General features: G+C 46.6%; 14 protein-coding genes. 8 read left to right on the top strand and 6 right to left on the bottom strand.

Going from position 1 to position 18,678, the window contains the following annotated elements; all coding sequences use genetic code 11:
• Positions 1–142: 142 nt before the first annotated feature.
• The 5 genes from EI981_RS02555 to xylA form a co-directional block, all read right to left on the bottom strand.
• Entirely contained in the window at positions 143–1,621 is a 1,479-nt protein-coding gene (locus EI981_RS02555; RefSeq protein ID WP_126995154.1) for an ABC transporter substrate-binding protein, read from the bottom strand.
• A 155-nt stretch (positions 1,622–1,776) separates the two neighbouring features.
• Entirely contained in the window at positions 1,777–3,300 is a 1,524-nt protein-coding gene (locus EI981_RS02550) for a response regulator transcription factor (protein WP_126995152.1), read from the bottom strand.
• 7 nt (positions 3,301–3,307) lie between these two features.
• On the bottom strand, positions 3,308–5,098 hold the full coding sequence (locus EI981_RS02545; protein WP_126995150.1) for a sensor histidine kinase: 1,791 nt from the start codon (positions 5,096–5,098) through the stop codon (positions 3,308–3,310).
• A 152-nt stretch (positions 5,099–5,250) separates the two neighbouring features.
• On the bottom strand, positions 5,251–6,747 hold the full coding sequence (gene xylB, locus EI981_RS02540; protein WP_126995148.1) for a xylulokinase: 1,497 nt from the start codon (positions 6,745–6,747) through the stop codon (positions 5,251–5,253).
• 125 nt (positions 6,748–6,872) lie between these two features.
• Positions 6,873–8,189 (bottom strand): xylose isomerase, encoded by a 1,317-nt coding sequence (xylA, locus tag EI981_RS02535; RefSeq protein ID WP_126995146.1) that lies wholly within the window; start codon positions 8,187–8,189, stop codon positions 6,873–6,875.
• A gap of 448 nt (positions 8,190–8,637) precedes the next feature.
• Between xylA and yedE the strand changes: the two genes are divergently transcribed.
• The 4 genes from yedE to EI981_RS02515 all read left to right on the top strand — a co-directional run bounded on the left by yedE (position 8,638) and on the right by EI981_RS02515 (position 12,670).
• Complete coding sequence (yedE, locus tag EI981_RS02530) at positions 8,638–9,837, top strand: selenium metabolism membrane protein YedE/FdhT (protein WP_126995144.1); 1,200 nt, start codon at positions 8,638–8,640, stop codon at positions 9,835–9,837.
• The gene (yedF, locus tag EI981_RS02525; protein WP_068779406.1) at positions 9,834–10,061 is read left to right on the top strand and encodes a sulfurtransferase-like selenium metabolism protein YedF; all 228 of its coding nucleotides are present in this window, start codon (positions 9,834–9,836) and stop codon (positions 10,059–10,061) included. The genes yedE and yedF overlap by 4 nt, the downstream gene beginning before the upstream one ends.
• Before the next feature lie 223 nt (positions 10,062–10,284).
• Positions 10,285–11,475: an ROK family protein gene (locus EI981_RS02520; protein WP_127004284.1), complete on the top strand. Its 1,191-nt coding sequence runs from the start codon at positions 10,285–10,287 to the stop codon at positions 11,473–11,475.
• A 361-nt stretch (positions 11,476–11,836) separates the two neighbouring features.
• Positions 11,837–12,670: a glycosyltransferase family 8 protein gene (locus tag EI981_RS02515; protein ID WP_126995142.1), complete on the top strand. Its 834-nt coding sequence runs from the start codon at positions 11,837–11,839 to the stop codon at positions 12,668–12,670.
• Between the two features lie 63 nt (positions 12,671–12,733).
• On the opposite strand, the gene EI981_RS02510 is transcribed toward EI981_RS02515, so the two are convergent.
• A complete protein-coding gene (locus tag EI981_RS02510) occupies positions 12,734–13,534 on the bottom strand; it encodes a formate/nitrite transporter family protein (protein WP_126995140.1) in 801 nt (266 codons plus the stop codon).
• A gap of 287 nt (positions 13,535–13,821) precedes the next feature.
• On the opposite strand from EI981_RS02510, the gene EI981_RS02505 reads away from it, so the two are divergent.
• The 4 genes from EI981_RS02505 (at position 13,822) to EI981_RS02490 (ending at position 18,653) form a co-directional block, all read left to right on the top strand.
• Positions 13,822–14,652, top strand: a complete 831-nt coding sequence (locus EI981_RS02505; RefSeq protein ID WP_126995138.1) for a hypothetical protein — start codon at positions 13,822–13,824, stop codon at positions 14,650–14,652.
• A gap of 378 nt (positions 14,653–15,030) precedes the next feature.
• Positions 15,031–15,969 carry an ABC transporter permease gene (locus EI981_RS02500; protein ID WP_227011860.1) on the top strand — a complete coding sequence of 313 codons (939 nt, stop codon included), beginning with the start codon at positions 15,031–15,033 and terminating at the stop codon, positions 15,967–15,969.
• An 18-nt stretch (positions 15,970–15,987) separates the two neighbouring features.
• Positions 15,988–16,878 carry a carbohydrate ABC transporter permease gene (locus EI981_RS02495; protein ID WP_126995134.1) on the top strand — a complete coding sequence of 297 codons (891 nt, stop codon included), beginning with the start codon at positions 15,988–15,990 and terminating at the stop codon, positions 16,876–16,878.
• A gap of 95 nt (positions 16,879–16,973) precedes the next feature.
• The gene (locus EI981_RS02490) at positions 16,974–18,653 is read left to right on the top strand and encodes a type 2 periplasmic-binding domain-containing protein (RefSeq protein ID WP_126995132.1); all 1,680 of its coding nucleotides are present in this window, start codon (positions 16,974–16,976) and stop codon (positions 18,651–18,653) included.
• Positions 18,654–18,678: the final 25 nt, after the last annotated feature.

The following is an 18,678-nucleotide window of genomic DNA, read 5'->3' as shown; positions in this document are numbered from 1 at the left end:
CCCCTCCTGAATGTAATGAAATAAAATGACTGTTGATAGATAGTCGGCCTTAGACAATTGTTCAAGACGGCCGTACGTACGAATGAAAAAAAGATCGGGCAGTAGGCAATTCACCCGCCCGATCTTCTTCATATTCTAGATATTACTTACCAGTACTTGCTCTCCACTCATCGATTTGTTTTTGAGCTTCAGCGATGATTTTATCAAGGCCTGCGGCTTTGAACTTCTCGATTGCTTTCGGAAGGTATTGATCCGGATCAACCGTACCTGTCATCAATGCAGACCAGTATTCTTCCTTCACGTTTTGAACTGCAGCCAGTTCAGTTGTTACCTTCGAAGTATCGAAGTTGAATCCGAGCAATGGAGCTTGAATACCAGAATCGTTAAATTTCTTGAATTCTTCCCACTTGTCAGCAGGGTCACCTTCGTTCAAGTAAGTAATCATGACGTTACCAAGAGAGAAGGTAGGCATATCATAATTCTTGGATGCATCCAAGTTCTTCATAACGTTGTCGCCAACTTTTTCGTAATGAACCCCTTCGATACCGGAGTCAACCATATTACGAAGTACTGGATCTGTGTTCAGAAGGTTCAAGAACTCCATAGCTTTCTCAGGGTATTTCGAGTTAGCAGAGATCGCTTGCATGGAGCCCATTACCGACCAGTTATAGATGTAAGGCTCACCAGCTGGTGTAGATACTACAGGGTATCCATAACTTGCGGACCAGAGGTTATCAGCATAAGGCTGTGTGCTAGCACGGTCCATGAACCATTTACCGGATTTCATCAGATCATCAGTAGATGTTGTCGTAGCCGCTTCCGCTGAAATATAACCTGCTTTGTAGTACTTGTTCATCGTTTTCAGAGCAGCTTTTAATTCAGGGCTTTCCAGAACGTTAACTACTTTATAGTCCTTCGTGTCCATTGCAACTGCCATTGGTAATTTCTCAATGACATAGTCATATGGAATCAAAGGCATGTAATTCTTATCCATCGCAAAAGGAGTGATGTTTGACTCATTTTCTTTGATCGTCTTCAACATAGGTTCAAGACTATCCAAGGAGTGTACGCTGGACATGTCCAGGTTGTACTTGTCTAACAATTCTTTGTTGAAGCGCCATACTTCTTGAGCAGGCAATTCTTTGTTAGCTGGAATACCGTAGTTATGGCCATCTACCTTAGAGCCTTCCAGGAACGCAGGATCAAGTGTATTCACGATGCCTTGACCATGAGTCTTCAGCAGATCATCAAGCTCCATAAACGCGCCTTTACGTGCGTTTTGTACATAATCAAATGCCCATGAGCTAGTAAACAAGATGTCCATCGGTTCGCCAGATGCAGCCATTACTTGCATCTTTTGGTTGTAATCACCGAAGTCAATCTGTTTCATCTTGAGAGTGACATTGATCTTCTCTTTCGTATATTTGTTGACTTCTTCCATAACTTTATCCGTATCTTTTTGCGGCGTGCCGATTGTGTACCAGATCAATTCGACTGGTTTCTCACCTTTACCGTCGCCAGCTGCGTTATTACTTGCCTTTCCTCCGCATGCACTAACAAGAAGTGTAAGTGCCATCAGCGAGGCCAACATTAGAGAGAATTTTTTTCTTTTAGAACTCATTGTTGAATACCCTCCTTTTGATATAACCTTGACTATTTATCTGCTCTATATTCAAGGACTACCTTAACTTTAAATTATGAAAGCATTTTCAAATAGAAGTGAAAATAAATAAATCCATGTACAAAGTAAAGAAAAAGGCTTGCCAGCGATATTCGCTAGCTAAGCCCTTTATATTCAGTCGGTGAAATACCAACATATTTACGGAATTGCTTATAGAAATACCCGGTCTCCCAATAGCCAACACCCCGAGCGATTTCTTGTACCTTCATGGGACTGTGCTTCAGCAGCTCCTTGGCCTTCTCAATCCGATACCAATTGATGTAATCGGTGAAGGACTGATTAACCTCCTTATGGAATAGCTGACCAAGATAGACCGGATGGATATTGTACAGGGCCCCAAGTGTCTTCAGTGAAATGTCCTCGTTGTAGGACTGGTCGATATAATGGAGCACCTGTTGAACGACCGGACTTTTCATATCATTGGCTAATGATTCGACCGTAATATCTGCGACCTCATGCATAATTTGAACCAGTTCTTCAATAGATGACGTCGTGCGGATTCTCGCGAACTGATTCTTGTAAAGATCGGCTTCCTCGTCATGCCTGATCTCCTCAAGCTGCATCTTGAAGCGAATAATCCATTCCATGGCCAACTCCTGAAGCAGTCTGGGCGATATGCCCTGCATCTGCTGCAGCACCCCGAAATCTTCATCTATGCGAGCAATTAGCCCAGCCTTATCCTTCGCCATAATCAGCTTCGAATAATCGTTCCAATTCATCGGAATGCTGCGCTCGGCATTATCCTGATGATCCTTCAACTGGTTATAGTGAAGAATCTCCTCCTCCGGATAGATCATGAAGTATTCCTGCGCTTTCTTGGCGTGAATATAGCTCAGGGAGGACTCTCCCTCCATCTCCTGGGTACTGCCAATCGACATCCTAAGCGGACGGTAAGACAGCAGAACGTTCATCAGCTGATGATTCGTTAGTTCCACTTCCTCCAGGCCTTGTTCCAGTTCATCGAAGTTATACACCAGTACAATATTTCCCTCTACATCGCGGAAAGGAATCACACCCTCCTTGCCCCACAATTGATGGAGCACAGCATCGAACAGCGATTGGCTCAATTCCCTGGACCGCAGCAGCGATACCAGGATATAGCGCTTGTCTAAATGAATCCCTAGCAGGTCAGCACGTTCCTGGAACTCCTGAGGCTTAATCTGATTCCTTATCCAGCGATACATAATATTGTCCTTCAGGATCAATATGCTCTGCTCGCTCAGATCAACGAAAGGAGTCTTGGAGGCATTCAATTTCTCTGCAACTGTGTTCAGTGTAGCTTTAAACTCCTCAAGGTTAATCGGCTTCAGCAAATAATTCTCGATGCCGAGCAGCATGCCTTCCTTTAAATAATCAAACTCGTTAAAACCGCTCAGGACAATCACTTTAAGCTCTGGATGCAATTCACGAGCCTGACGAATTAGATCAAGCCCATTCATCTTGGGCATAGAAATGTCGGTGACGAGTATATCGGCAGGGATATGCTTCAGTGCTTCTAACGCCTCAAGTCCATTCCCGGCTTGTCCAACGATCTCCATATCGAGCTCCGCCCAATCCACAATATCGTATAAGCCTTCAATAATAAATGGCTCATCATCGACTATGAACACCTTGTACATCGTCTATTCAATCCTCCCCCAGATCAGGGAACAATACGGTGACCACCGTTCCTCTCCCTAGATCACTCTTGATATCTACACCATACGGGGCTCCGTACAACAATTTTAGCCGTTCATGTATGCTTCGCAGCCCAAAGGAGCCTGAATATTCATCCGAATTCGCGAGTGCATCTTTAATTTGTCCCAAGCGATCCGGAGGGATACCCTGCCCATTATCTTTGATCTCAACATATAGATATTCATCAATTTTCGTAATCTTAATCGCAATCTCATTATCGGTTCCATCGGTCCGCATCCCATGCAGGATATAGTTTTCGATAATCGGCTGTAAAGACATTTTCAACAAAGTCCTGCCCATCAGCTGTTTATCGCAAATAATCTCGTATGAGAACTTATCTTTGTAGCGGATTCGGAACAGCTCGAGATACATTCGGCAGGCTTCAAGCTCATCCTTCAGGGTGTAGCGAGGCTTCTGCTGAACATAGTTCTTGAACAGCATGGACAGGCTGTAGATCATCTCCCCTACATCCGCCGCCCCCTGGGACACGGCACGCATGCGAATGACTTCGAGCGTATTGTATAGGAAATGGGGATTTACCCTTGCTTCAAGGGCAGCAATCTCGGTATGCTTCTGCTTAATCTCCGCTTTATAGACCCGGTCGATATACAAATTCAGATCGACCAGCATCTCGTTGAAGCTCTTGGCAATCTGTCCAATCTCATCGTCCTTGGTCTCCGCAATTCTCGCATTCAAGTCTCCGTTCTTCACCTTGCGTGTAAATTGAATAATGCTGTGAGTCCGTCTGGCGAAATTCATAATGAACAGAGAGGATATCAGGATCGCGAACAGAATACAGATGGAGCTGACCAGAACAATCGTATTACGTACTCCTCGATAGGTTCCGGCAAGTTCATTTTTGGGGATCAGGCTCAGCACGGTATATCCCCCCTGGGTGTCCGTCAGCTTGATGATTGAGTCCCCTTCCTCTGTCACATCATTGTCGTACACCGAGTTAATCTGCTCCACATATGGATATCTGTCTCCATAGAAACTTCCATCCGTATCGAAAATGACGTCTCCGTTACCGGATAATACAACGATCCGTCCCTTGATTTCCTCCCTGTAATTTTCAATACTGTTCCATATTTTTTCTGAGTTGAAATATACCTCTAATTGGCCGATATTGCGCAATGTGATGTTATTGTTGATCGGTATGCGCACGGAGAACATCGGCGACTCCGGCATCTCAATCGTCTTTCTCACCCACACATTAGGTGTGGAAACCTTCGAGCTCTCTCCAGCATACATCGCATCGGGAACGAGAGATCTCGCCGCATTGGTACTGATGATTTTAAAATTAACATCGTTATATACATACAACTGCTGTAAAGAAGCACTGTACAGCATCAGGGTCGCGATGTCTGGATCATCCTCGAACCGATTTCTGAATATCTGCACGGTATCACTGGTCAATCCACTATCATTGCGATTCAGCCTGAATTCGACGTAGTCTTTGTACGGATGCTCCAGGAAATAAGAGGTGTTGAAAGCCAAATCAGCGTCCCTATAAGTGTCACGCATCATGTTCTGCACAGATTCATATTTGTTGTTGATATATTTATTGATATTCTGCACTGCGCTACGCTGGATACCCAGCTGCCGCTCTACCGCGGCGTCAGACATGGAGCGGAACATCAAATAAGAGAAGATGATAATGGTTACGATCGTAATCATCGAAAAGAGAAAAATGATCTTCAGAAACAATTTATCTTTGAAATATTTGCGGTAAATCTTCATGAATCATCAATGTCCTCCTTCGATCTGTAAGCCACGATCCGGATAAAGCCGGCAGAATTATCATAACCGTTATCCTATACATAGAACAAGCGCCCGTCTTCAGGGTCTACTGAAGGTCGGGCGCTGCACTATTATATAAGATTAATATCCGATTAACCGCGGAACTCCTGTAAGCCTTGATTCAGTTCGCGGGTCGCCGAGTAAACTTGCTGATACAGCTTGAAGAGGCGAGTATAAGCGGCCACATTTGCAGGAATCGGTTCAAACGTCTTACCGTATGCGATAAACTTGTCAGCACATTCCTTGAGGCTGTCGAACCAGCCGCTGCCTACAGCAGCCATCATCGCGGCGCCCATGGCAGGGCCTTGCTCGTTCTTAAGCGAGACGACCGGTGTATTGAAGATATCTGCCTGCATCTGCAGCCATACCGGATTCTTCGCTCCACCGCCGATGGAGATGATCCGTCTGGTGTTGATTCCGGCCTGACGGAAGAGCTCAAGTGACTCGGCCAGTGAGAACGTTATGCCTTCCATCACAGCGCGTGCCATATGCTCGCGGCGATGCGTACCGGACAGGCCGATGAAGCTGGCCCGAATCGCGCTATCGGCATGTGGTGTGCGCTCACCAACCAGATAAGGCGTGAACAACAGGCCGTCCGCACCCGGCGGCAGATCAGCAACCGGCTTCAGCATCTCATCGAAGCTAAGCTCCGGTGCAAGTGAATCCTTGAACCAGCTTAAAGAGTAACCTGCAGCCAGCGTAACGCCCATAGCATAGAAAGCGCCCGGATGCGCATGATTGAAGAAATGCACTTTACCAGCAAAATCCTTGTTCTTGTCTTCTTCATAGGTCAGTACAACACCAGAGGTGCCAATGCTGCACATCGCATCGCCCTCACGAACGATCCCCGCGCCAACGGCACCGCAAGCGTTATCGGCTCCACCGCCAAATACGCGTGTCTTCTCGGACAAGCCGCTCAGCTTGGCGAACTCAGGCAGAATCGTTCCTGTATCCTCCGAGCTGCCAACGATCGGCGGACAGAATCCCTCCGGCAAACCGAATGCCTGAACAATTTCTTCACTCCATTTGCCTTCAGGAACGTTAAGCATCAATGTTCCTGCTGCATCGGAAATTTCCATTTGTATATGCCCCGTCATACGGTAGCGCAAATAATCCTTCGGCAGCACAAAGCGGGCCGCTCTTGCGAACAGTTCTGGCTCATGCTTCTGCACCCACAGAACCTTCGGAAGCGTGAAGCCTTCCAATGCCGCATTGCGGGTAATCTTCAACAATCCATCGCCGAGCTTCTGCTCAATCTCACGGCATTCCTTCGTCGTGCGCGTATCATTCCATAGAATCGCGTTGCGCAGCACGTTGTTCTGTTCATCGAGCAGCACAAGACCGTGCATTTGCCCGGAGAAGGATATTCCTTCAATATCCTCTGGAGATATACCGGATTCCCGCAGCAATTGCTGCAGACTGGCGATCGTTCCATTCACCCATTCTTCTGGATTCTGCTCGCTGTAGCCAGGACGTTCGTGAATAAGCGGATAAGAAGCGGTTGCTTCGCCTTTGATCTCACCCTGCAGATCCACCAGCAAGGTCTTAACGGAGCTCGTGCCAAGATCGACACCGATTACGTACTTCATCTCATATTTCTCCCTTCAATCTTCTAGGGTTCTAACTATTAAAACCGGACTATTAACAAAGAAGGGACGACCAGCGCCCCTTCATCATCTATTTCACCCGACTGACCATGTTTAGTCAGCGGCTATTATTTGGTTCCAAAAATATATTCGTTCAGACGAGCCTTCAACAGCTCCAGATGGTTCGATTTGTTCACGATGTGGCTGTGCTCAAGAGCATAAGCTTCTAATGTCTTGAAGTTTGCTTTGCCGGATACGATATCGGCACCGATGCCTGTCTTGAAGCTTGCATAACGATCAGCCAGCAGGTTCTCGAAGAATTTGTCGTCAATCATTTTGCCAGCAACTTTCAAGCCTTTAGCAAAGGTATCCATACCAGCGATGTGCGCATAGAACAAATCTTCAGGCTCGAAGGAAGTACGTCTTACCTTCGCGTCGAAGTTCACGCCGCCGGAGCCAATACCGCCATTTTCCAAGATTTCATACATAGCGAGCGTTACAGCATACAAATCTGTAGGGAACTCGTCAGTATCCCAGCCGAGCAGCATGTCGCCTTGGTTCGCATCGATCGAACCGAGCATATTGTTGATGCGAGCTACGCGCAGTTCATGCTCGAATGTGTGACCAGCCAATGTAGCGTGATTCGCTTCAAGGTTCAGTTTGAAGTGTTTGTCCAAGCCGTATTTTTGCAAGAAAGAAATCGTTGTTGCTGCATCGAAGTCATATTGATGCTTGGTTGGTTCCTTCGGCTTAGGCTCAATTAAGAATTGACCGGTATATCCGATTTCCTTCGCATAATCAACAGCCATCTGGAAGAATCTTGCCAGGTTATCCAGCTCGAAGCCCATATCCGTGTTGAGTAAGGACTCATAGCCTTCGCGGCCGCCCCAGAATACATAGTTCTCAGCGCCCAGCTCAAGCGCAGTCTCCAGACCTTTCTTCACTTGCGCCGCTGCATAAGCGAATACATCTGCATTGTTAGTAGTAGCAGCACCATGAACATAACGCGGATTGGAGAACATATTAGCTGTGTTCCAGAGCAATTTAACACCTGTGGAATTCATGCCTTCTTTAATTTTAGCGACAATTACGTCAAGATTCTCGTTAGACTCTTTCAGCGTTGCGCCTTCAGGAGCCACGTCAACATCATGGAAACAGAAGTAAGGAGCGCCCAATTTCTCGATGAATTCGAAGTTTACTTCGACGCGAGCTTTCGCCAGATCAAGACCGGATACAGTCTCCCATGGACGAATCATATTCGCTTGACCAAATGGATCACTGCCGTTCATCGTCAATGTATGCCAGTAAGCTACTGCAAAACGAAGATGTTCTTTCATAGTTTTGCCGAGCACAACTTCATTTTCATTATAATGTTTGAATGCCAACGGGTTGTCGGAACCTGCGCCTTCATACTGAATTTTGCTAATGTTCTTAAAATAACTCACGCTAAAATCCTCCCTGAATTAGAGTTTTTTGAAAGCATTTACACCCTATCTGCGAAAGGTATGATTGCCTTTGCACCTAGATCGTATCACGTTCAACTTAGTTTGTCTAGTAAACTAACTAAGACTACAAGAAAATATTATTATCCATGTCTCAGTTATGATCCCGCTTCGTCACAGCGGTCTCCCGGTATACCCCGTATGAATACATTTAACTGAAATATAATAGTATGTCTCATGGGCACCTATGGTCTGTTTTCCAAAATGTTATTTCACCACATTTTGCGAAGATTGTAGTAGAATGAAAAATGGTTTTATTTGCAACTATGCTCTAGCAGAATGTGAATGGCCGTATTCAAAAAAATCCATATAGTTCAGTCGAGTATAGAAAGCCGCTTCTTATCGGCTTCCAACGGACTCTACTATGATGGGTTGAAGGGGTAATAAAGATATGACAACATTACGGAAGCTGTTCACCAACTACTGGAGCCCTTATGTCGCGATGGGTATCGCAGGCGTACTCAGCGCTCTGTACTTCGGCATTACCAATACGGTATGGGCCGTTACTGGCGAGTTCACTCGCTTTGGAGGACATATTCTCCAGCTCTTCGGCATCGATATTTCCGACTGGGCTTACTTCGACTTGATACAGATGAAGGGCTCAACCTTCGATCGTACGGACGGATGGATTGTCTGGGGCATGTTCATCGGCGCACTGATCATGATTCTGTTAAGCAACAACTTCAAGATCCGCATACCTAAGCAGAAGCGGCGCTTGGTGCAGGGCCTGATTGGCGGCATTATTGCAGGTGTGGGTGCAAGACTGGCACTGGGCTGCAATCTAGCTGCCTTCTTCACGGGTGTACCGCAATTCTCATTTCATGCCTGGATCTTCATGGCAGCTACAGCCATCGGCACGTATGTCGGTGTGAAGATCGTCAGCACGAGGTGGTGGAAGGGCAAGCCTATTCTGCAAAAAGGAAATGCGGCACCCGCCGTACGCAAGTCGAGAAAGGTTCAGCCTTATATCGGCGGGCTTGTTGCGGTTGTCTACGCAGGACTCATCGTGTATTTCTTCCTTAATGGCAAGACGATGCTTGGTGTAGCGGCAATCTTCGGGGCTGCTTTCGGCATCCTAATTGAAAGAGGACAGATCTGCTTCACTTCTGCATTTCGCGATCTGTGGATTAGTGGACGCGCCACGATGACGAAGGCTATTATTCTTGGGATGGCGATCAGCTCTGTCTTGACGCTTATCGTCATTCTTGTGAACGGCGTCGATCCGATTACGAAAATAGCTGCGCCGAGCACATTCATCGGCGGCCTTCTGTTCGGCATCGGAATCGTGCTTGCCGGCGGCTGCGAGACGGGTATGATGTACCGCTTAATGGAAGGACAAGTGATCTTCCTGCCCGTATTCATTGGCAACATTATCGGAGCTACCTTCCTTGCCTATGCTTGGGATCATCTTGGCGTATTCGACCTGCTCGTGAAGAGCGGAGCGAAAATCAATCTGATCTCCGTCATGGGACCGGCTTGGGCACTTATCGTCACGCTCGTATTGCTTGCCGTCGGATATATCGTAGCAAGCTACTGGCAAAAAAATTACCGCTTCGGCGTTGGCTTCAAAAAAGGAGGTGCAAACAAATGACCATCGATTTCACATTGGATCTTAGAGGGGAACCTTGTCCGTATCCTGTAATCTACTCTTTAGAAACGTTGCAGGACATGAAGAAGGGTCAGGTATTACAAGTCATTGCAGACTGTCCGGCTGCCTTCAAGAACGTACCGGAAGAGGTTGTCAAGCATGGCTATACCCTTGTGCAAGAGCCTGTAAAGAACGGCCAAGAACTGATCTTCTACATTCAAGCGTAATTTAATTCCATAAGGAGCTGACTGAATGAGTAGCTTGCCTACTCACCTGGTCAGCTCCTTTTCCTATCGTATTTATTGTGTGTGATCGAGCATCTGCTCCACCTTCATTACAGTAAGATCTAAATAACGTTAATTTGTTCATCAAACTAACTAAGTTGTTTATTTTTATTTCCCGCCTTGTGTTATTATAGTACTATGTTCAATAATTTCTGGAGGATTAATGATGAAAATTACGGGCGACCAGCAGTTAATCAAGAAAATGAACAAGACGATCGTCCTGGATACGATCAGACAGCGGCAGCCGCTATCAAGGGCGGATATCTCATCGTTGATCGGACTCAATAAAGCAACAGTCTCTTCACTTGTGTCTGAACTGATCGAGAGCCAGCTCGTCTCCGAGATCGGACCGGGTGAATCCAGCGGAGGACGTAAACCTACTCTGCTCCTGTTCAATCGTAGCGCGGGCTTTGCCATCGGTGTGGATATCCGCGTTAATGATCTGCTGGCTGTCCTCGTAGATATGGAAGGCAATGTGATCCGCGAGAAGACGATCCCACTGGAAGACTACTCTCCGGGCAAAGTGCTTGATCAAATTCGCAAGACGATTCGCGGGTTGATGAGAAGACTGCCTGCATCTCCCTACGGCGTTGTTGGAATCGGCATTGGCGTACCCGGTCTGGTAGACGAGAAGAGCCAGGTCATCTCTGCTCCTAATCTTGGCTGGGATAATGTCGATCTATATGAAGCTCTGAGCGCTGAATTTGGGTCTAATATTCATATTGATAACGAAGCGAACGCCGGAGCAATCGGTGAGAAATTGTACGGAGCAGGCCGAGACTCAAAGGACCTGATCTACCTGAGCATCGGAATCGGGATTGGATCGGGTATCATCGTAGGCGGGGATCTATACCGCGGTACCTCCAACTTCTCGGGCGAGGTCGGCCATATGACCGTTGCCGAGAATGGGCCATTATGCCGTTGCGGGAATCGAGGATGCTGGGAGACACTTGCTTCCGAGAAGGCCCTGCTTGATCAAGCAGGAACGCTGTGGAAGGATCATGCTCCGAGTCTAGAGGACATTCTGAAGGAGGCTAAGCAAGGTAATGAGCAAGTGCTTACTCTGCTTGAACAGATTGGTTCCCAGCTCGGTGTTGGCCTTGCTAATCTGGTGAATATCCTTAATCCGGAGTTAATTGTGATTGGCAACCGCCTCTCACTGGCCGGTGACTATTTGCGGCAAGCGATGTTAAGTACACTAGGCAAGCGCAGCCTGTCCTATCATCGTAAGCAGACCCATGTCGACTTCGCCAAATTAGGTATTCGCTCCACTGCGTTAGGAGCTGCCTCCCTGCCGATCACTGTATTCCTGGCAGAGCCGGACGTGAGCGTCACGGAGGCTGCATTGAATTCCTAGCAAGTAATATAAGAGGTTGTTCAAAAAGTCCACTTTTGATCACGAAGTGAATCAAGAAGCAACCGGGCATCGAATCTTGAATTCAGCCGGGCCTTCCGGTGCTCACGTACCCAAAACGTACGCTCCGCTCCTCAGTCCCTAGCTTTATCCAACCTTCTTGGTGCTGAAAACCGGACTTTTTGAACACGCACTATAAGTATAAGATTCTCCGTCAGGGAATGATCCCTTGATCTGCTATACTATTCCGGTCCACTGGGGTGTAATCTCCAGTGGACCTTTTCGTTTGCCCCCATTATTCATACAATAAGGGTATAGCCCATTGAATACTCAATGGAAATATCTTTACAAGGAGCATGTCCACATGTCTGAACCGCTAAATATTCTGGTCACCTTAAACTCTAACTACTTGAAACCTCTGCGAGTGATGCTCTACTCTTTATTCCTTAATAATAAGGGAGAGCGGTTTACGGTTTATGTCATGCACTCAAGCTTAAAGCGCAAGGAGATCGAGGGGCTGCGCCGGTTATGCGCTGAGCAAGGGAACGGCAGCCTGCTAGAGGAGATTGAAGTCGACGACCAAAGCTTCGCCGAAGCCCCTACCCTGCTTCATTACACCAAGGAGATGTATTACCGCCTGCTCGCCTTCCGCTTCCTGCCAGACCATATGGAGCGAATCCTCTATCTGGATCCTGATATTCTGGTGCTTAACTCCATCAGGGAGCTCTACGAGACCGATCTGGAGCATTATTTGTATGCCGCTGCTTCTCATGACCTTATCTCTATTAAAGAAATCAACAAGCTGAGGTTGAACCCTTATAAAATCGAGGCTTATTATAATTCTGGAGTACTGCTGATGAATTTGAAGCTGCAAAGAAAGCGGATTAGCGAGGAAGAAATCTACGACTTCGTTGAGAATAATCGCTCCAAGCTGATTATGCCGGATCAGGATATTATCAATGCGCTGTATACCAAACGGATCAAGAGCATCGATGAGAAGCTGTACAATTATGATGCGAGATACTACCGCTATTACAAAATTACGAGCAACGGCGAATGGGATATGGAGCATGTGATAGACCATACTGTATTCTTGCATTTCTGCGGCAAAAGAAAGCCCTGGAAGAAAGACTATAGCGGCAAGTTCCATGCACTGTTCAAATATATGGAGAAGCTATGTAATGCTGCCGACTCATAAACTGTTCTACGTGGAAATAAAAAGGCCGGTGACATCACCGTCACCAGCCCTAACTTCCATTTACTACTCATCCTTCTCCTTCTCCACCGCATCCAGAAAAGGCTTGTTCACGAAATAATACATAAAGCCCATCAGCAGTACGCCGCCGATCAAATTGCCTATTGTTACAGGAACGAGGTTGTGGATAACACCATAAAAGGAGATCGTTCCTGGATGGTTCAGCACAAGCGCGATCGCAAAGGTACACATATTCGCAATACTATGCTCGTAACCGGATATGAAGAAGCAGAACACGAACAGCATCATCGCAAACATCTTGGCCCCGTCGCCTTTGAGCGACATTGGAATGAAGAAGGCCAGACAGACGAGCCAGTTACAAAGAATAGCCCGGAAGAACAGCTCGATCGCCGAGGTATTCATCTTATGCTCTACAACATTCAGCAGGAAGCTATTCACTGAAGCATCGGTAAATAGACCTGTCAGGAAAATAAGCAGGGCGAACACTGCCGCTCCCATAATATTTCCTACATAACTGAATACCCATAGCTTCCCGACCTCAGACCATTGCAATTTCTTGCGCAGGGCCGCATAGGTATAGTAGAACGTATTGCCGGTGAATAAGTCTCCTCCACCATAAGCGATCAAAATGATGGCCGCGCCGAAAGTAATCGCCGCCATCGGATAAGTGAACGGGGAATTCTCCATATAAAAGAAGTTTCCGGTCTTAAAAGCAACAATCACTCCGAATCCGATAAACATGCTTGCCAGCATAGACCTCGCGATGTAGCGCAGTTGGCTCTGCCGGAAGATCTTATACTTCTTCAAGGCCAGCTCTTCAACCTTCAATAGCGATTCTGTCTCCATAAACCCTCCAAGTATATTATTTCCCTCATTTTCCATGATTTCTGAACAAAGTCAAGTCAAGTATTACGATTCTGTGAACCATTTATTCACTTTCCAAAAACACATCCTACAATTGACAAAATCCCCCATTTTCGTGTATATTGAACGAAGCTGCAATACGATCAATCTTACGATGGAAGCACCCGTAAGCTTGGCTCTTCACGAGCCTGGCCTGCGGGTGCTTTTTCGCGTGTACTTAGATGATTATGACTCGTATGCAGCACAATCTGATTAGGGAGAGATGCTCTATGGTAAACCATCTTAGGACTGGCATAACTGTACTGGCGCTCATCATTCTCATTGCTGCGGGAATCACCGCCTTATCCCCTCCGGGCCAGGCATCCGCTGCAGCCATCGAGTTCACCGACTCGATCAACGCTCAACTCGACGCTACCGCAGATAAAACGGGAAAGAACGGGTCCAAGCTCCGCAAGCAATACACGGACTTCAAGAGCAGCCGGACACAGATATTAAGTCTGGATGACCGAACATCGGCCCTGCATTACGACAATGAGAGCAAGGCATCCGCTGTGCGCAAGGCCATCGGCAATATCGATGCAAGCAAGATCAGCAAGCTCGAGGAGCAGGTCAAGACAACCAAATCGAAATACCAGCCTCTATATACCTCGTATACCTCATTCAATAAACAGGTAGCCGCCGCCAATAAATTGAAGGACAAATCTCTTTACAAGGTATTGAAGGCACAAGCCGAAGGAATGAAATTGGTTGTCGATATCACCAAGCAGGACCTCAAGTCGAAGGAGGCCGCATTGAAGACCGCCAAATCAGAAAGAACGAAGAAACAGAAGCAAATTCGCAGCGTCCTATCGGAAATCGATGCTGTCAAGACGAAGATCAAGGCCGAGAAAAGTGCTATCTCCACCCCCAACAAACAGCTAACCACCGAATGGTCCAATTTCAAAGCTGCGGTGAAGAAGAATGACGCGGATCGGGCGACGGATACTCTGGCCAGACTACTTACTCTATCAACCCAAATCAATACGAAGAAGCAAAATATTTATAATCATGAGTCAAAAATATCTTCGATTATCCAGCGAGCCAACAGTATGCTGCCCTAAATCTCGATTTATTACAAAAGAGGCCTCGGAAACTAAAGTTCCCGAGGCCTCTTTCCCTATCCAGTATATATCTATCCCCCGCCTTAAGGCATGGGGTCTCTCCCAGATTTGCTGTACTGCAGTATGTTTTGAGCATGTTACCACCATATGGATTGTCGAAAAAATGAAATATATCACAAAATAAAACGGACATTTCTTTTCACAGATTTTTTGTTCTATAAACCGAAAAATGAGTACATCAATACGAAATCTGAAGCATTATCCTTCCTGGGTTTTCCAATTACAATGAAAGTAAGCTCAGCGAAAGTGCTTTCAAACAAGATACTGCATAACTTGGAGGTTACTATGGAAATGCAAAAGTCTACACCGCCCACAGCCATGATAGATTCGAATTTATCACCACCAACTGCAAGGCAGAAATGGCTGAAGAAACTTGTATCTCAAAGACATATTCAAATTATGGCTTTGCTCGGAATCGCATGGATGATCATTTTCAACTACATCCCTATGTACGGCGTTATTATCGCATTTAAGGACTATGACATTATCAGAACGATTTCCGAAGCGCCCTGGGTCGGACTGGAGCATTTCAAGGAGTTCTTGTCGGATGAGAACTTTGGCTACGTGATGAAGAATACTTTGGGGATCAGCTTGATTAAATTGATGACATTCCCGCTTCCGATTATATTCGCGCTCTTTCTAAATGAGGTGCGCATCCTGCGGTTCAAGCGGGCGATCCAGACCATTTCGTACCTTCCCCACTTCCTATCCTGGGTTGTACTCGGTGGAATCCTGGCCACTTGGTTGTCAGATGTAGGGATCATTAACGATATCCTTATGGCCTTGCATTTGATAGATCAGCCGATTTCCTACCTGGCTGAACCGAAATACTTCTGGACGATTGTCATTACATCGGATATTTGGAAGGAGCTTGGCTGGTCAGCGATCATTTATCTGGCAGCGATTACAGGGATTTCGCCTGAAATGTATGAAGCGGCAACCATTGACGGTGCCGGACGCTTCCAGAAGATGTGGTATGTCACACTTCCAGCGATCAAAGGAACGATCAGTATCCTGTTTATCTTGGCAGTCAGTGGTGTGCTGAACTCCAACTTTGACCAGATCCTTGTATTGCGTAACTCTCTGAATGACAGTGCAAGTAATGTTATTGATTACTATGTCTACTATACAGGGATTTCCCAAGGCCGTTACTCGTACTCTGCAGCGATCGGATTGTTCAAATCCGTTATTGCGCTTACGCTGCTGCTGATTGCGAACCAAGTATCCAAAAAACTCAACGATACTTCGTTATTTTAGGCCGAGGAGGAACTTCAAATGTCTTTAATAAAACGTAAAACAAAAGGCGAAGCCGTTTTTGATATTATTAATAATCTAGGGATGCTGCTAATCTGCTTCGTTACCCTGTATCCGATCTGGTATGTCCTGATCAATGCGTTCAACGACGGTAAGGACGCCATGCTGGGCGGCATCTACTGGTGGCCGCGGGTATTCAGCCTGGAGAACTTCAAGGCAGTATTCGACAATCCCGGTATTACGACGGCCATGCTGCTCACCGTTGCCAAGACTCTCGTGGGCGTGGGAGCTCACGTCTTCTTCACCGCCATGGTAGCTTACGCATTCTCACGCAGAGAGTTGATTTTTGGAAGGTTCTATATTTTTCTAGGAACGATCACGATGATCTTCTCCGGGGGTCTCATTCCAACTTATCTACTGATCCGCGATTTGCATATGCTTGATACATTTGCGGTCTTCATTATTCCGGTGCTGTTCAGCTTTTTTGACCTCATCATCTTTATGACCTTCTTCCGGGAAATTCCCGACGGACTAGATGAGGCGGCCCGGATCGACGGCGCCAACGACTGGACGATTCTAGTGCGAATCGTGCTTCCGGTATCGATGCCTGTTATCGCTACCATCGCCTTGTTCCACGGGGTATACCAATGGAATGACTATTTCGCCGGGATTATCTACATCAATAAAGAGTCGCTGCAACCGATCCAGACCTTCCTTTACCGGGTAGTCGCTCAGTCCAGCTCGAATATTATGACTACCGCCTTGCAGGGAAGCGCCGTAACCAAGACAGTCACCTCGCAATCGGTGAAGCTGGCAACGATGGTTGTAACTACGCTTCCAATCGTATTCGCTTACCCCTTCCTGCAGCGTTACTTCGTCAAAGGAATGATGATCGGCTCCATCAAGGGATAAGGCCTCACTTACAGTAACTCCTCCAGGCCGCCTAACGGCGGCTTTGGAGTTGCACAATATAGCACTAATCAAATTAAGAAAAGGGGTTAAAATGCATGGGCATGAAAAGAAAGTCCAAAAAAGTGATAATGCTTCTTATGGCATGTATCATGGTTCTGTCCTTGGCGGCTTGTTCCGGTAAAGGAAATAATAGCGCCAAAAAAGAAAACGCTAACAATGCTCCAGCGAACACATCTACAACGTCTGACAAAGCAGCTCCATCCGCAGACGAGCCAGGTTGGAAGTCAGACACATCTCCGATTACGTTTGACTGGTATTTGAACTTTGCCTGGTTCCCTAATAAATGGGGCGTTGATCCGACTTCCCAGTATGTCACTAAAAAGACAGGCGTTGATATTAACTTCATCGTTCCTGCTGGTAACGAAAACGAGAAGCTGAATACACTGATTGCTTCCGGCAAGCTGCCTGATTTCATTACGCTTGGCTGGTGGGAAGATGGCGTGAAGAAGATGATCGAAGGCGGGCTAGTACTTCCGCTCAACGAATTGGCAGAACAATACGATCCTTACTTCTTCAAAGTATCCGACCCTGACAAGCTGGGTTGGTACACACAAGAAGACGGTAACGTGTACGGTTATCCGAACTCTTCCTCATCCCCCAAAGACTACCAGCAATTTGGTGATACTTATGTATCCAACCAGACGTTTGTAGTGCGTAAGGATATTTATGAGGCGATTGGCAGTCCCGACATGCGCACTCCAGAAGGGTTCCTTGCCGCCCTGAAGGCTGCTAAGGAGAAGTTCCCGCAAATCGACGGCCAACCGATGATTCCGTTTGGACTGCATGAGTTCATTCAGACAGGAAATGACTCCCTGGAAGGTTATATTCAGAACTTCCTGGCGATTCCGCGGGAAAAAGACGGTCAATTGTATGAGCGCGAACGTGATCCAGAATATATCAAATGGATGAAAGTGCTGCGTCAAGCGAATCAAGACGGCTTGCTGGCTAAAGATATCTTTATCGACAAACGTGCACAAATGGAAGAAAAAATCGCCCAAGGTCGTTACTTCGCGATGCTGTACCAGCGTACAGACTTTGCGGCCCAGCTCGGCACTTTGTTCCAGCAAGATCCTAACAAGATCTATATCGCCGTCGATGGTCCTGCAAATGCTAACCTGGACGCACCAACCTTGAACGGCCCAAGCATTTCCGGTTGGACTTTGACCCTGATCTCTAAAGATGTGAAAGACAAAGAGCGCGCCATTAAATTCCTTAGCTATCTGAACAGTGAGGAAGGCCAGAAAGACTTTTATCTTGGTGAGAAAGGCGTCAGCTATGATACAATTGACGGTAAGGAGCAATTCTTGCCTGAAGCATTTGACCTGATGAACAAAGACCGTTCCGCTTTCGATAAGAAATACGGTTCCTCCTTCACCTTCTGGATGATGCAAAATACGAATATTACCCAGCAATGGGCACCGCAATCGGTTGAACCGTACAAACAATTGGAAGATTGGACTCGCGGCAAAACGAAGAGCTTCTCTGAGTTCGATGAGCTTGATCCACTTGCCAATTCTGATGAAGGCATCATCAATACCAAGATTAAGGATTTACGCGGCAAGACATTGCCTAAGTTGATTATGGCAAGTTCCGAAACCGAATTCGATAAAATCTGGGATGAATATATTAAGAAGCAAGATGACCTTGGATATGCCAAAGTACAGGCATACAAACAAGCAAAGTATGAAGAGAATAAGAAGAAGCTCGGCATGTAACTATAGCCCTGCCCAAAACGCCCGC

This window comes from Paenibacillus lutimineralis (assembly GCF_003991425.1).
Classification (GTDB): domain Bacteria; phylum Bacillota; class Bacilli; order Paenibacillales; family Paenibacillaceae; genus Fontibacillus; species Fontibacillus lutimineralis.
Note: the sequence above shows the minus strand (reverse complement) of the source record. Positions and strands in the feature narration are given on the sequence as shown.

Coding starts and splice junctions, on each gene's coding strand:
- EI981_RS02555 (WP_126995154.1), bottom strand. CDS start 1,621: ATGAGTTCTAAAAGAAAAAAATTCTCTCTAATGTTGGCCTCGCTGATG.
- EI981_RS02550 (WP_126995152.1), bottom strand. CDS start 3,300: ATGTACAAGGTGTTCATAGTCGATGATGAGCCATTTATTATTGAAGGC.
- EI981_RS02545 (WP_126995150.1), bottom strand. CDS start 5,098: ATGAAGATTTACCGCAAATATTTCAAAGATAAATTGTTTCTGAAGATC.
- xylB (WP_126995148.1), bottom strand. CDS start 6,747: ATGAAGTACGTAATCGGTGTCGATCTTGGCACGAGCTCCGTTAAGACC.
- yedE (WP_126995144.1), top strand. CDS start 8,638: ATGACAACATTACGGAAGCTGTTCACCAACTACTGGAGCCCTTATGTC.
- yedF (WP_068779406.1), top strand. CDS start 9,834: ATGACCATCGATTTCACATTGGATCTTAGAGGGGAACCTTGTCCGTAT.
- EI981_RS02520 (WP_127004284.1), top strand. CDS start 10,285: ATGAAAATTACGGGCGACCAGCAGTTAATCAAGAAAATGAACAAGACG.
- EI981_RS02515 (WP_126995142.1), top strand. CDS start 11,837: ATGTCTGAACCGCTAAATATTCTGGTCACCTTAAACTCTAACTACTTG.
- EI981_RS02510 (WP_126995140.1), bottom strand. CDS start 13,534: ATGGAGACAGAATCGCTATTGAAGGTTGAAGAGCTGGCCTTGAAGAAG.
- EI981_RS02505 (WP_126995138.1), top strand. CDS start 13,822: ATGGTAAACCATCTTAGGACTGGCATAACTGTACTGGCGCTCATCATT.
- EI981_RS02500 (WP_227011860.1), top strand. CDS start 15,031: ATGATAGATTCGAATTTATCACCACCAACTGCAAGGCAGAAATGGCTG.
- EI981_RS02495 (WP_126995134.1), top strand. CDS start 15,988: ATGTCTTTAATAAAACGTAAAACAAAAGGCGAAGCCGTTTTTGATATT.
- EI981_RS02490 (WP_126995132.1), top strand. CDS start 16,974: ATGGGCATGAAAAGAAAGTCCAAAAAAGTGATAATGCTTCTTATGGCA.